Source organism: Pseudofrankia sp. DC12 (assembly GCF_000966285.1).
Lineage (GTDB): Bacteria > Actinomycetota > Actinomycetes > Frankiales > Frankiaceae > Pseudofrankia.
The window spans coordinates 3,783,003-3,796,523 of sequence record NZ_KQ031391.1; the positions used below are offsets into that span (position 1 = coordinate 3,783,003).

At 72.3% G+C, this 13,521-nt stretch carries 12 protein-coding genes and 1 riboswitch; of the genes, 4 read left to right on the forward strand and 8 right to left on the reverse strand.

All coding sequences use genetic code 11. The annotated features are described in order from the left end of the window. The first annotated feature begins 27 nt into the window (after positions 1-27). Positions 28-666, forward strand: a complete 639-nt coding sequence (locus FRADC12_RS15035) for a PHB depolymerase family esterase (RefSeq protein WP_045877121.1) — start codon at positions 28-30, stop codon at positions 664-666. Between the two features lie 711 nt (positions 667-1,377). Here FRADC12_RS15035 and FRADC12_RS15040 read toward each other — a convergent pair. The 3 genes from FRADC12_RS15040 to FRADC12_RS32305 form a co-directional block, all read right to left on the reverse strand. Beyond that, the gene (locus tag FRADC12_RS15040; protein ID WP_232303812.1) at positions 1,378-2,370 is read right to left on the reverse strand and encodes a C40 family peptidase; all 993 of its coding nucleotides are present in this window, start codon (positions 2,368-2,370) and stop codon (positions 1,378-1,380) included. A 79-nt stretch (positions 2,371-2,449) separates the two neighbouring features. After that, a riboswitch (cyclic di-AMP (ydaO/yuaA leader) is annotated at positions 2,450-2,624 on the reverse strand. A 533-nt stretch (positions 2,625-3,157) separates the two neighbouring features. Continuing rightward, complete coding sequence (locus tag FRADC12_RS34355) at positions 3,158-4,261, reverse strand: hypothetical protein (RefSeq protein ID WP_349305868.1); 1,104 nt, start codon at positions 4,259-4,261, stop codon at positions 3,158-3,160. Continuing rightward, a complete protein-coding gene (locus FRADC12_RS32305) occupies positions 4,249-4,947 on the reverse strand; it encodes a hypothetical protein (protein ID WP_198152912.1) in 699 nt (232 codons plus the stop codon). The genes FRADC12_RS34355 and FRADC12_RS32305 overlap by 13 nt, the downstream gene beginning before the upstream one ends. Before the next feature lie 403 nt (positions 4,948-5,350). Here FRADC12_RS32305 and FRADC12_RS15055 point away from each other — a divergent pair, with 403 nt between their 5' ends. Further along, entirely contained in the window at positions 5,351-6,268 is a 918-nt protein-coding gene (locus tag FRADC12_RS15055; protein WP_045877122.1) for a hemerythrin domain-containing protein, read from the forward strand. Positions 6,269-6,310: 42 nt separating this feature from the next. Here the strand turns inward: FRADC12_RS15055 and FRADC12_RS15060 are convergent, their stop codons facing one another. Both FRADC12_RS15060 and FRADC12_RS15065 read right to left on the reverse strand, forming a co-directional pair. Then, positions 6,311-6,895: an NUDIX hydrolase gene (locus FRADC12_RS15060; protein ID WP_084010777.1), complete on the reverse strand. Its 585-nt coding sequence runs from the start codon at positions 6,893-6,895 to the stop codon at positions 6,311-6,313. Positions 6,896-6,912: 17 nt separating this feature from the next. Beyond that, on the reverse strand, positions 6,913-7,569 hold the full coding sequence (locus FRADC12_RS15065; RefSeq protein WP_045877123.1) for a TIGR03085 family metal-binding protein: 657 nt from the start codon (positions 7,567-7,569) through the stop codon (positions 6,913-6,915). Between the two features lie 671 nt (positions 7,570-8,240). Between FRADC12_RS15065 and FRADC12_RS15070 the strand changes: the two genes are divergently transcribed. Then, the gene (locus tag FRADC12_RS15070; RefSeq protein ID WP_045877124.1) at positions 8,241-8,744 is read left to right on the forward strand and encodes a CD225/dispanin family protein; all 504 of its coding nucleotides are present in this window, start codon (positions 8,241-8,243) and stop codon (positions 8,742-8,744) included. Positions 8,745-8,983: 239 nt separating this feature from the next. Beyond that, complete coding sequence (locus tag FRADC12_RS15075) at positions 8,984-9,445, forward strand: CD225/dispanin family protein (RefSeq protein WP_045877125.1); 462 nt, start codon at positions 8,984-8,986, stop codon at positions 9,443-9,445. 88 nt (positions 9,446-9,533) lie between these two features. Here the strand turns inward: FRADC12_RS15075 and FRADC12_RS15080 are convergent, their stop codons facing one another. Genes FRADC12_RS15080 through FRADC12_RS15090 form a run of 3 tightly spaced genes read right to left on the reverse strand, consistent with a single transcriptional unit; the run spans position 9,534 to position 13,405 of the window. After that, on the reverse strand, positions 9,534-11,876 hold the full coding sequence (locus FRADC12_RS15080) for an ABC transporter permease (protein WP_045877126.1): 2,343 nt from the start codon (positions 11,874-11,876) through the stop codon (positions 9,534-9,536). Then, positions 11,876-12,787, reverse strand: a complete 912-nt coding sequence (locus FRADC12_RS15085; RefSeq protein ID WP_045877127.1) for an ABC transporter ATP-binding protein — start codon at positions 12,785-12,787, stop codon at positions 11,876-11,878. Before FRADC12_RS15085 ends, FRADC12_RS15080 begins: the two co-directional genes overlap by 1 nt. A 3-nt stretch (positions 12,788-12,790) precedes the next feature. Further along, positions 12,791-13,405: a PadR family transcriptional regulator gene (locus tag FRADC12_RS15090; RefSeq protein ID WP_045877128.1), complete on the reverse strand. Its 615-nt coding sequence runs from the start codon at positions 13,403-13,405 to the stop codon at positions 12,791-12,793. Between the last annotated feature and the right edge of the window lie 116 nt (positions 13,406-13,521).

Below are 13,521 nucleotides of genomic sequence, written 5' to 3' on the forward strand. Positions count from 1 at the left end.
GGTGCCTAGTGTGATTCCTTTGGTGGCGTGGCCGCGAATCCGCTCTCCGCGTGGTGGAAGAAGAACAGCAAGACAGCCGTGATCGCTGTCGTCGTGATCGCTGTGCTCTGGACCGTCGCCCACGGCAACGGATCGGCGAAGACGAAGGAGAAGGCGATCCCGGACCAGTACGCGTCCAAGGGGCGCCTGGTGCTGATCCACGCCAAGGAGAAGTCGAAGAGCAAGGTGCCGCTGGTGCTCGTCCTGTCGGACGACAACACCAAGACCAAGGTGTTCGAGACGGACAGTGGTGCCTCGACGCTGGCGGACCGCAAGCACTTCGCGCTCGTCTACCCGGAGCCGGTCGCGAGCCAGTGGCAGGTCGACCCGAACGGCGCCGACGCCCAGTACCTGAAGGACGTCGTCACTTACATGTCCAAGGACTGGACATCGGTCGACGCGAGCCGCGTCTACATCTGGGGCCTGGGCGAGGGAGCACGGCTGGCGCTCGCCCTGGCCTGCGCCAACCCGTCCCAGTTCGCGGCGGTCGGTGTCGTCGGCCAGTTCGACCCCGACCCGGGCCCGAACTGCGACACCGAGGTCCCGACCGACCGGGAACGCGTCGCCACCCTGGACAAGAACGCGTCCGCACGGTTGTGGACCTTCTCCTCGAACAAGAGGCGCTGAGCGCCCGGGATCGCCGCTGCTGAGCGGCGGAAAGCCGTCCGCCCCACCGGGCGGGGGGTCTCGGCAGGGCGGACGGCGGGCCTGGTCTCGGCCGAGGAGTCGGCTGGCGCCGCCCCCGCCAGGTGGGGGGAAGACCCGGCAAGGGCGGCGCCGCCTGGTTGGCCCGGATCCGGGGGGGACCGGCCGGGCCGCCGCCGGGCCGAGGGGGATCGGCCGGCGGTTCGTCCGGGGGCGTCAGATCGAGGGCGGGAGGGGGAAGCCCTCGTTGGCGCCGACGGACGAGCTGTGGGCGTGGCAAGGGGCTGGGCCACGCTGGTGGAGACAGTGGTCGGACGCCAGGGCGGACCCCGGCGAGCCGGTGGTCACAAAGTCCGCAGAGTGGATCCCGGCCCGGCCGAGGGAGGCCGAGCCGTGACGGGATCCCCTTGCCCGGCTTCGGACAGCGGGAGATCCCTCAGGGCACGCTCCGCGCGGAGTCAGGCCGCGACACACTGGTCTGGGGGAGCTCGCCGGGACAAGCCCGGGGTGGGACGGCCAGTCGCCCGCCGGGTGGCCGCGCGGATTTCCGCAGGGCCGGCCACCGCGACGGGTGATTCCACGTAGGGCTCGCCAAGCCCGATCGGCCGTCGCCGATCGGGCCGGGCTACCTCGCCGGTTGGCGCCGTCGGCCGGAGGACCGGCCGACCAGGCCGCCCGACGGCGGCCAGGTCCTTACAGGACGCGCCCGACGTAGTAGGTCGTGCTGTAGATAGCCTCGAGCTTGACGACGTCACCGCTGTGCGGAGCTGCCCACATCTTCCCGTCGCCGGCGTAGATGCCCATGTGGTAGATGTTTCCCGGAGACCCGAAGAAGATCAGGTCGCCGATCTCCTTGTGAGCCGGGTCGACGTGGATCGTGGCCTCGTACTGGGCTTCCGCCGTCCGGGGCAGGTTGCGGCCGAGCTGCCTGTAGACGTACTGGACGAGGCTGGAGCAGTCGAACGAGTCCGGCCCGTTGGCCCCGTAGACGTAGGGCTTACCGGCCTGGAGCGAGGCCAGGTAGACGGCCTTCGAACCCAGGTCGCCATTCGTCGGCGCGTTGACCGTGATGCCCCGGGATGCCGAGACGGCGGGCTTCGCCATGACGTTCAGCGTGCCGACGTTGTCCGAGACGGCGGACTGCAGTGCGTCGGTGCCGTCGAACACCGCTGTGATCTGGGTGGTGGTGAGGACCCGTGCGGTGTACGAGGTGTACCCGCTGCCGTTCGTCGTCAGGTGCAGGAACGTGGCGAACCCCGTAGGGAGCTTCACCTGGACCTTGACCAGCTGGTTGGCCAGCGGCTGGTTGGTGTCCTTGTTGGTCAGCTGGAAGCCGACCTCGACCGCCTGGTCCGCGTAGACGTTCACGTTCGGGTTCGTGATGTGCAGGTCGACGTCGGCCTTGGAGGCAAGCGTCGGGGCGGCCAGGTCGGACGCGGTGCCGCCGTCCGCGGACGCGAGCGTCGAGGCGAGGCTCACCGGGTGGACCATCGTGCTGCCGCTGCTCCCCCCGGCGCCGAGGGCGCTCGCGAGGTTCAGTCCGGTCGTGGTGGTGCCGTCACCGGTGAAGGCGTCGTTTGCGTGGTCCGCGGCTGGGGAACAGCCGGCAAGAGCGATGCCGGATACCGCGATGGCGCCGGTGGTGGCCGCGGCAACCGCGGTCCGGCCCTTCGCCTTTGCGACCACGGAGAGGCCGCGGTGACGGCCTCGGCTGGTAGTGAGCCGGGCGTCGGTATCCCAAACGGAGGGCGCAGACAAGTCTCGCTGGTCCTTCCCGTACGCCTACGAGGTGAGCTGTCGGGTTCGGGCTGGGCTGCCCGGCCCCCGCGCGACTGGCGCGCGAAGGGCTTCACCCCAAGGCCAGCGTTTTCACGCCGGCCGGTCTTGCACGGGTGGTTCCCCCGCTCCTGCCCGTGGTGACGACTCGGAGGGGACACCGGGACCGCGGGCAGGATTCGGCGTTCGGTCCGGTGGTTGGGCTGACGTCGTGGAGAAGACTAGTCCACGTGGATGATGACGGTAAACGCAGGTACCGCCGATACGTCTGGTCTTTCACGAAACGTCGGTTCACGGGCGGCTTGGCGCTCTGTCACTGCCCTGGTCGCGGACGGCTATTGGTGGTGCCGTCTGCCTGGGTAGCGGGCCTTGCGGTCGCCATGGTCGGTACTACCGGTAATCTCGACACTACGCGAAGATGTCATGATCGGCCCGAGAGGCCACAGGGCGAACACTTTCCGTAGCCGGCCTCGAGGAGGTGGTGACAGGTGCACCCCCTATGCCGGGTAGGCCTATAGGGCTAGACGCGCACCCCTCTAAATGTGGTTGCCGCGCAAGGCCCTAGGACTCAAACGTAAGGACGAAAGTCCTTAAATCGCTACGGATGGCCGGGCTTGGTCGCCCAGCGCAGCCGGACCGGCGACCGACCGTCGATGGCCCGGGCGCGGCTCGCACCTTGGCTGACTCCTTGTTGCCGCTAAGGCAGATCGTCCGGCTGCTGGCGCGGGGCGCGCCGGGTGAGGAAACCGGCGCGGTCGAGCACCTGCAGCTCGATCGCCAGCTCCAGCACCTCGCGGGGGAGCGTCCGATGCATCGCCTGCATCGCCTCGACCGCCGCTCTGGCCCGGTCGGCGAGCTCGTCGAGCGCGTGCTGGCGCTGGCGCATCCGGGCGCGCTCCTCCTGGATGGTGCGGACCGTCTCCTCTTGCCAGCGCCGGGTGAGCACCAGGTGCTCGCTCGCGTCGGCGGCCTGGCGCTTGGCCTCCTCCAGCCGGTCCAGCAGCTGGTCGAGCTGCTCGAGGCGGCCAGCGAGCTCCAGCATGTCGCCCCGGCCGATCCCGGGGAAGCGTTGCTCCTCCCAGCCGCCGGGTGGGGTCCTCTGCTCGAGCGGGTCCTGCGGTTCCGTTGAGGACTGCAGCACCGCCGGGATGTACGGGCCCGGGGGGAAGGGCGGCTCCGCTCCAGGGGGTGGCGTGCCGGGCACCTGCTCGAGCGGGTGCGGTCTGGTCGGGATAAGGGCTCCGAAGTAGTCGGCGAAGGATGGTGGCGTCGGGCCGGCGCTGGCCGGCGGTCCGACGGGGTCGTATCCGGCCGCGGCGCCAGCCGTGCTCTCGGGCTGGTGGCCGTCCGGCCCGGCGAACGCGTCACCCGGACCGAAGCCATGCTCGACCGCGAACCCGTCCGTGGCCGCGAACCCGTGCTCGACCGCGACGCCCTGCTCGACCGCGAACCCTGCGCCGTCCCGGGCCGGGACGGCGCCCTCGTCGCGTGCCGCGAACCCCGCCTCGTCCCTCACCGCGAGACCGGCCCTGTCTCCTGCCGCGAACCCGGCCTCGTCTCTCACGGCGAAACCGGCGGGTGGCGAGGCATCGCCGGGGCCGAGGCCTTTGGAGGTCGACGCCTGCCGAGGCCCGATCGCCGGGCCCGCGCCGCCGAAGGCGGGATCGTCGTCGCAGAGGGCGTCCGGGGCAGCACCAGGCGGCGTGTCGACGGTGCCATCGGGCACGGTGACATGGATGTAGGCGCTGTCAACTGCCCGTTCCGGTCCAGTGAGGCTGTGCGGGCCGGTCACATCCGACACGGTTCGTAACGGTAGCCCAGACCGCGCGGAAGTGCGGGCAGATACACCGTCTCGCTAGCCTGTGAGCGTAGCCAGGACGGAAAGTGATGATTCCAGCACCGATGTGGGGTGGGCGGTCCGGTCAGAGCGACAGGTCGGTGTCTCGCGGTTCGACGGCCGCCGGGCCGGCGGTGAGCGGGTCTGTGGCCCGCGGAGGGCCGGTGGGCGGTGCTCTGCCAGGCAGCGGTGGCCTGCGCGTCGATGGTTCGGTGCTCCGGTGGTGGCGGCGCCCAGCGCAGGTCCCGGCTCCAGCCGCCGTCGATGATCGAGCCGAACGCGTCGACGATCGCCCAGTCGACGACCTGGTCGGCGTCGACGACCACCGCCCGGCCCATTCGGATGTGGGCGAGCGACGGGTGCACCGCGTCGTTGAGGCAACGTCCTTCCAGCCAGGCCCGGACCCGCCAGGACCGGGTGAGCACCCAGGGCGCCTCTGATCCGCCCGGAATCGCCAGCCGGTGCCGGACGATGAGGTGGCCCAGCGGCGGAAGCCGCCCCTGGAGGAACTGCTGGCGCAGGTGCCCCAGCTGGCCGCGGGCACGCGCGACCGCGGCCTCGGTGCTGTTGTCGGGACTACGACGCCGGCCGCCGGCCGTGTCCGCGGGCTTGGCGGTCGCGTCGGCCGCCGGGCTGGCTGGCCGCACCATGACGGCCGAGCCGTCCGGCGGCGTCGACCGGTCGGATCGGCTCCTCCAGCCCGGCGGGGACCCCGGGGCAGCGGTGCCAGGCATGTCGGAAGGGTAGCCGGTATCCTCCGCAGCGTAGAAATTTAGGCCATCCTGCTTGCGGCTACAACGCGTGTCGAATGTTTCCTGCGACAGGGTTGTGGATCAGTGTCTCACAGCCAGCCGGATAGCGTCCTAGTCGTTACTTTCCGTCGCATCACGTCGATGTGCTGGCTGGTGGCCATACCGGCGTCGTGAGCGGGCAGGAAACCCCTGTTCGGCGTTCGGTCGGTTCGCGGCCGATCGAGTCAGGTCGTGGCTACCCAGGCTGTCATGGCCGCGCTCCCGCCCCAGGTGAAGCGGGCGCCGCGCCCAGGAGGTGCACATGCGCTACAGGACGCTGACGAAGCCGGCGGCGGCCACGAAGCGGCTGACCAGCCGGCTGGCGAAGCGGACATCCCATCGGCCTCGGGCCACCACCCCCCGGTCCGATCCCGCCGCGGCCGGCGCGCCGCTGGACGGAGGCTGGGCGGACGACGGGTCCGCGGCGCCGGGTCCGCGGGCCTCGGGCCCGCCGCTGACCCAGGACGGGCTGGCCGGTCTGGTCGGCCCGGTCCACCGGGACGCCACCCGGCTCGCCGCGTGGGTCGCCGACGGGGCGCCGAGCGACGCCGATCCGCGCCAGATCCACCACGCGGGCGACGCGGCCGTGGCGGCGATGTGCCAGCACCTCGCGACCATGGACCGGCTCGTCTATCCGGAGGTGGCTCGGGTGCTGCCGCACACCGAGGGCACCATCGCCCGGCTGCGCGCGGACGCCCACGAGATGGTGCTGACCATGCGCGGCGTGCAGCAGGTCGCGCAGGGGGACACGCACGGTCGGGGAAACGCGACCGACGAGCTACGCCGCCGTTTCGTGGCCGCGATCTCCGACCATGGCCAGGTCGAGGAGGAGCTGCTGCGCGAGTACGACGAGGCGGCCCCCTCCTGGCGACAGGACCGGCTGGTCGCCGAGTACGAGCGGCTGCTGCCGCGTGCGCCCAGCCGGCCGCATCCGTACCTGTTCGCGCGGGGGCCGTTCGCCGGCACGCTGGGATTCGGCGTGCTGGGCCGGTTCGACGAGCTGCTGGACACCATGGACGCCCGCGAGCTGCCCTGGGCTCCGGTCCGAGAGCCGGGTCGGGTCGGCCCGTGGGGGGCCTGGCTGCTGGGCCAGCCGCCGAGGACGGGCGGGCTTGCCAGCAAGGACAAGGCGGGCGCCGGGCCAGCGCGCCAGGACCGTGGCGGCCAGCGGCCTGGCTGAGCGCTCAGGGCGGCGCCGCGACGCCCGCCGGGCGGCGCCCGGTCAGGTCAGGTCGATCGGCCCGGCACCGGGGCCGTGCCCGAGCCAGCCGCTGACCAAGGTCGTCAGCCGGCGGGGATAGACGGTCTCGGCGGTGGCGCGCACCTCCTCGACGGTCCACCAGCGCCAGCCGAGGGTTGACCTGCGCTCCAGGTCCGTCCAGGCCGTGGCGTCGACGTCGACCCGCTCGGGGAGCCGCACCACGAAGAAGGACTCCGTCTGGACGTAGTGCCGCCCGGCGAACTGGAAGCGCGAGACCCGGGTTCCGGCGACGGGACCGACGTCGGTGAGCCGGATGCCGACCTCCTCGGCGATCTCCCGGATCGCGCCCTGCTCGGGGCTCTCGCCGGGGTCGAGGCCACCGCCTGGCACGTGCCACCAGGTCGGCGACTCGGCCAGGAACGGGTCGTGCGCGCGGATCAGCAGGAACGCGTCGGAGGGGTCGAGCAGCACCACCCGGCCGGCCACCCGGGCGGTCACGTCCTCGGGCCACTCCGGGTCCTCGGCTGGCGGGTCCAGGTCGAGCACCGCTGGAGCGGCCGGCGAAGGTTCCGGCGTCGTCGGCAGGTCCTCGCGCGAGGTGTCCACGGGACCCAGCCTGCCAGCTACAGGCCGAGTGGCGTCTTTTCCAGTGTCGCGATGAGGCCCGGGTCACCCGTGACCTCGACCTGGGCGGCGGACCGCCGGCCGAACCCGTAGAGCAGCAGCTCCGCGGCCGGGCCTCTCAGCGTCACGGCCGGTTCGCCCTTGCGGGCGACGACGCGGCTGGGACCAGAGGGGGCGGCGCTGTCGGCGCGTTCCAGCACCAGGCCGAAGGCCGCTCGGCGGTAGGAGAGGCGCGCCATCCGGCGGACCGACGCCCACAGCTTCTCGCTCAGCTCGGGGCCGACCTCCCGCGCCGGCACCGCCTCGGGCGCCCCGGCGCGCCGGACGTCCTCGCCGTGCACGAAGAACTCGACCAGGTTCGTGGCGTCGTCAAGCGCGCGGAACCGGGACGGCTGCCAGGCCGGTGGGCCTGACCGGAAGATCGCCAGCAGCTCGGGGAAGGGGCGCGCCGTCCGGGTCGCCTTCTCGGCGCGCTCCGTGATCCCGTGCAGTCTCGGGATGATCAGCCCCGGGCCGGCCTTGGGGACCCGCTCCCGGGTCACCAGGTGTGCCACGAGGTCATAGGCGTCCCAGCCCACGCACAGCGTCGGGTGCTCCGGCCCGGCGGCTTCGATGACGTCCGCGAGCAGTGCCCGTTCGTCGCGCGCGTTTCCCATGCGGGCACTGTAGATCCGCCGTGCCGCCACGTGCGTCGTCTGCGTATTTCCTTTGCCGGGGCTTTACCGGCGCCGCGTCCGGTTGTATTCGCCGGTACTTTTCGCCGGATCATCGCCGGCTGTTTCGTGGCTGCCGGGGCCCGGTGTGGGAGAGCCGTCCGAGGCTGGCCGTCAGGTCGTGGCGCGATCGGGGGTGACGCCCGCGGGTCGCCGGGTGGCCACGTTGACGCAGCCCGCGGCCGCGCCGGCCCGGACGGGCGAATATGTGCGGCCATTGGGTTGGGCAATGTGGCTGCACGGGGCCGGTCGGGCGTGGGCCGGGTTGTGCCACAATGTGCCGCGCCGCCCGGGCGGGCGGACCTGTCCGGGCGGTCGTCTGGCGGTGAGCAGGGGGAGAGCGCGATGCCGAGCCGGTTGGGCTGGACGCCGGCGGCGGGCGACGTCAGGTGTGTTGTCGACTTTCGGACATCTCGCGCCGGATCGCGCGGCGAGCCGGTAGCAGTCGACACGGATGCCTGAAAGAACCGGGCGTCGACGAGCTGGCCGACGCGCGTTCCCGTCGGCCGGCCTGGGGGCCGACCCACGTCACCGGGACCCGGAACGTGGTCGTTTTCATCCGGTTGTGCCCGCCCCGGCAACCCGGCGCTCCACGACAATCCGAATGACACCCCATGCCAGCTCGACCGCCCGGCGAGCGCGACGACCCGAAAGGCGCGGTCCCGACCGTGACGACACCACCGCCCTACGGCTCCCCCAACCCCTACGGCCAGCAGCCGGGCCCGCCGCCGGGTGGCTACGGAGCGCCCCAGGAGCCGGGCTACGGCTATGGCCAGCAGCCGCCGGTCTACGGCAGCCTGCCGGGCTACCCGGCCGGTGGGCCGCCTCAGCAGCCATACGGCGGGACGCCGATCCCGAACTACCTGTGGCAGTCGATCGTCGTGACTCTTTTCTGCTGCCTGCCGGCTGGTGTCGTGGCGATCGTGAACGCGTCCCGGGTCCAGGGCCGCCAGCAGCTGGGTGACATCCAGGGTGCGCTGGACGCCTCCCGGCGGGCCAGGACCTGGTGCATCGTCTCGCTCGTCGTCGGGCTGGTGCTGATCGTGCTCGACCTCATCCTCGTCGCCACCGGGGCGATGAGTACCAGTTTCTCGACCCACGCCTCCTACAACGCCTGACCGGTGCGGCCCGGGGTTGTCGGGCCGGTTGTCGCCGGCTGGCCATCCCATGCGGTGGGTGCGCCGACGTGGGCACCCGGTGTGCGCCCCTAGCCCGGTATCTCGTAACTTCTTTTGACCTGTCGGACGCGCCTCGGCGCTGGCCCTCTAACTGCTCCACGACCTCGATCGGTACCGAAACCGATGGCGCTCCCGTAACGGGAGCGATCAGGAATTCACCGAAAGGCGCGGCCGCGACCGTGACGACTCCTCCGCCCTACGGCAACCCAGGCGACCCTTACGGCCAGCAGCCTGGTTATGGCCAGCAGCCTGGTTATGGCCAGCAGCCCTACGGCCAGCAGCCCGGTTATGGCCAGCCCGCCTACGGCCAGCCGGCCTATGGCACCCCGCCGCCCGGCTACCCGGCACCCGGCGGTGGTTTCGGCACCCCGCCGCCCGGTGGCGCGCCGATCCCGAACTACCTGTGGCAGTCGATAGTCGTCACCCTGCTCTGCTGCCTCCCGGCCGGCATCGTGGCGATCGTGAACTCGACCCGGGTGCAGACCAAACAGCAGATGGGTGACATCCAGGGTGCGCTCGACTGCTCCAAGCGGGCGCGGACCTGGTGCATCGTGTCGGCCGTCGGTGCCGTCGCGTTCTGGATTCTGTACATCGTTGTCTTCGTCGTCATCATTGGCTCGATCAGCAGCAGTAGCAGCTAGACCATTCACCGCGGCATCCTGTCCCGCGCGGACGCGTCCGGTGGCACCCCGGCTGACCGGGGAGTCATCGGACGCGGGCGCCGGCGGGCTACTCCCAGCGGAGCAGGTCGCCGACTGGCCGGCGGGCCAGGCCACGCGCGGCGACGGCTCCGGTGGCGCCGGTCAGCACCAGCGTGCCGAGCACGATCCCGATGAGGAACGTCGCGGACGGCAGCAGCCCGATCCCGGGCCCCAGCCCGATGCTGGCGGACACCGCGTCCACCTGCAGCCTGAAGACCAGCAGCCCCACCGGGACGCCGATGACCAGCGCGAGCGTCGCGAGGAACAACGCCGCGACCGCGCCCTGCGCGACGATCTGTCGCGGTGTCGCGCCGAGCGCGCCGGTGACCCCGATGTCCCGGGCGTTCTCCCGGTTCGACGCGACCAGCGAGTACAGCATGTTGGTCAGTGCGACCAGCGCGAGCATCAGCATGATCGCCGTCGTGACGGACTCGATGACCGCCCGGCCGGTGATGCTCGAACTCTGGGTGGAGATCTCCGCCTCGTTGCCGAGCCGTCTGGCCAGGGCGTCCCGCACCGTCGCCGTGGACGTGCCCGGCGTCAGCGTCATCCGGTACTGGCTGGGTTCCGCCCCAGGCCCGAGGTCGGAGGCAGGCATGACCAGGATCTGCCCGGTGTCCTCAGTGGTCCGGTACCAGCCGACGATGTGGACGTGGTGGTCCACCCCGCCGATGTCGACGGTCGTCGTCTGGCCGACCCGCAGTCCGAGCTTGTCCAGCAGGCCATAGCCGACCGCTGCCTCGCCCGGGCCGGCCGGTAGCCGGCCGGCCCCGACCCGGTAGCCCGGCGCCTGGGGGCCGCCGATCGCGCGGACCCGGAAGGTCAGGTCGTCGTCGCTGCCGCGCCGTTCGGTCTCCGACCACCAGCCGGAGATCCCGGGCGTCTGGTTCAGCGCGGCCTCGACGGTGGCGGTCGGGACGTTGCCGCGCCCCACCATCACCCGCCACGGGTCTCCGGAGGCGGCTGGGTTGGTGAGCGCGTGCGCGACCGTGAGATGCCATCCGCCGCTGACGACGGCCCCGGACACCGCGACGAGCACCGTCAGCGCGGTGAGTGCGCCGCGGACCGGGCGGGCGGCGAGGCGGCCGACTCCGAGGTAGGCCAGCCGGCCGGGAACGAGCCCGGTCAGCCGGGCGAGCGCTCCGCCGCGCTGGCCGGCGGCCGGTGCGTCCCGCAGGGCGTCGACGACCGACGCGCGTCCGGCCCGCAGGGCGCCCGCGACGGTCGCCAGCGTGAGCAGCAGGAGTAGCGCTCCGCCGCTGACGAGCAGGTCGTGGACCGCCCAGTGCGGCGCCGGCCTGCCGGTCACCGCTGCGCCGATGTCGACGTTCGGCGCCAGCGCCTCGGCCGCGGCCCAGCCGAGCGCCGCGGCCACCACGCCGAGCACCAGGTGCTCGACCAGCAGCGCCGCCGTGAGCTGGACGGGCCGGACCCCGACCGCGCCGAACAGCGCCATCTCCCGCCGCCGCGTGACCATCCGGCTGGTCATCGAGCCGGCGACGATCACGCCCACCGCGACCAGAAGGAAGAGACCGAACGCGGAAACGATCTTTCCGAAGATCTGCTCGACCTGGACCAGGTCGCCCCGGGTGCTCGGCCAGGTGTTCGTCCCCACGACGACGGGGCCCAGCTGGGCGACGACGGTGCTCGCGACGACCTCGGCGGAGGCACCGGGGACATCCTCGATCCAGTAGGTGACGCCGCCGGCCGGGCCAATCCTGGCGAGCCCGGCGGCGGAGATCCACAGCCGGGCCTGGCCGCACTGCGGGAAGCCGCAGTCGGTCAGCTCGTTCGCGGCGCCGGCGACGGTGAACGGAATGTCGCCACCCGGGCCGCGCAGCGCGAGGTGGTCACCGGGGTGCAGCCCCAGGTCCGCGGCCACGCTGCGCTCGAGCACGACCTCGTGTGACCCGGCCAGCCACCGGCCGGCGACCAGCGCCGGGTGGTTCACGGCCACGTTCGGGTCGGCCAGGGTGGTCACCTCGCTGTGGTACTCCGCGGGCGAGCCGTCGGCCGCATCCTGTGAGGCGGGGACGACGAGCGTCGTGTCCAGGAACGGCAGCGGCCCCACGACCGTGCGGACCCCTGGGACGCGGCGGAGCTCGGCGGTCACGGCGCTCGGCGGCGGGATGACGCTGCCCGTGGCGGCCTGGCCGGGCTTGTCGAGGGTCGAGTCGTCGGCCCAGACGACGACGTCGGCGACGTTGGTGCGGGCGGCGAGCCGGTCGATCGCCTTGTCGCCTTGGCCGCTGACCGCGAAGCCGATCGACAGGCCCAGAGCGGACAACGCGAGGATCAGCACGGTGATCGCGATCCCGGTGCGGCTGCGGCCGCGCAGGCCGGCGAGCGCCAGCAGGAGGACGGTACGCATTACCAGCTCCCCAGCCCGAGCAGGTCGTTTAGGTCGTTTCCGCCCAGCGCCGAGCGCGCCCCGCCGGCGCCGTCATCGGCGTCGAGCTCGCCTGGCGTCGCGCGGAACGCGGCCTCGTCGGCGTCGATCTCGGCGTCGGTTCCGTCCGCGTCGGCGGTGTCGTGCGGGCCGGCGAGCGCGGCCACGCCGGCCCGACGGCCGGCGGGCCGGCGCTCGTCGATGATCTGGCCATCGCGTAGGAAGATCACCCGGTCGGCGGCGGCGGCGACCGCGTAGTCGTGGGTGACCATGATCAACGTCTGGCCGCGCCGGTGCTCCTCGCGCAGCAGCTCGACCACACGGCGGGAGGCTGCCGTGTCCAGCGCGCCGGTCGGCTCGTCGGCCAGCACGAGGTCGGGCCGGCCGGCCACCGCGCGGGCGATCGCGACCCGCTGCTGCTGCCCGCCGGACAGCGTCGAGGGCAGCGCGTGAGCGAGGTCCCCGAGGCCGACGGCGTCGAGGACCTCGGCGGCCCGTGCCCTCGCGGCCCGGCGCCCGGCGCCCGCGACCCGCAGGCCCAGCTCGACGTTCGCGGCGACGTTCAGGTGCGGTATGAGGTTGTAGGACTGGAAGACGAAGCCGATCTTGCGGCGGCGCAGCAGTGCGCGCTGGCCCGCGGACAAGGTGGTCACCTCGTCGCCGCCGATCCGGATCGAGCCGGCGTTCGGCGTGTCCAGGCCGCCGACCAGGTGGAGCAGTGTCGACTTGCCGCACCCGCTGGGGCCCACGACGGCGACCCATTCACCCGGCGCGACGGTCAGGGAGACTCCGCACAGCGCGGGCCTGGCCCGCTCACCGCGGCCGAAGGACCTTTTGAGGTCGGTGATGACCAGGATTGGTTCGGTCGCGGTCTCGGGGTCCGTCGTAGTCATGGATCAGGTCCTCCCATACTGGGCGAGGCGGGCCTCGACGGCGTCGAGCCAGCGCAGCTCGGCCTCCAGGTGCAGCACCGAGGCCTCGCGGAGCAGGTCGCCGATGCCGGCGACGCTGAAATGAGCGGCGGCGCCGCCCCGTTGGGTGATCAGGTCGTCCTCAGCAGGCGAGTCCTGGCCCGGCGCGGCCTCCGCGAGCGCCCGCAGCGCCCGCAGGCAGCGGGAGCGGTGCGCGGCGATCGTGCGGGCGGCGCTGCCCGCCCCGGCGTTCGGCGGCTGACCGTCGCGGGCGGTGTGGGCGTCGTAGATCAGGCCGGCGACCAGCCGCTGCACGACATCGCTCTTGCCGACCGGAAGGTTGCTGGGCTCCTCCAGCCAGCCACGCAGCGACTTGCGGCCGGTGTCGGTCAGCTCGTAGACCTTGCGGTCCGGGCCGCCGCTGCCCTCGGCGACGCGATGCGTGACGGCGCCGTCCCGCTCGAGCCGGGTGAGGGTCACGTAGATCTGCCCGACGTTGACCGGCGGGGCGACGTCGCCGAACAGGTCGTCGTGCGCGCGCTTGAGCTCGTATCCATGGGCCGGTCCGCGGTCCAACAGGGCGAGCATCAGGTACCTCACGGAGCCTTGTTGCTCGGGACGGTGGGGCGGGCCGTCTGTATAACGGTTAGGTAGATCTGCATAACGGTTATGTACATCCGTTAGCTAGTCGCCGTCAACACCCCATCGCGGACGCG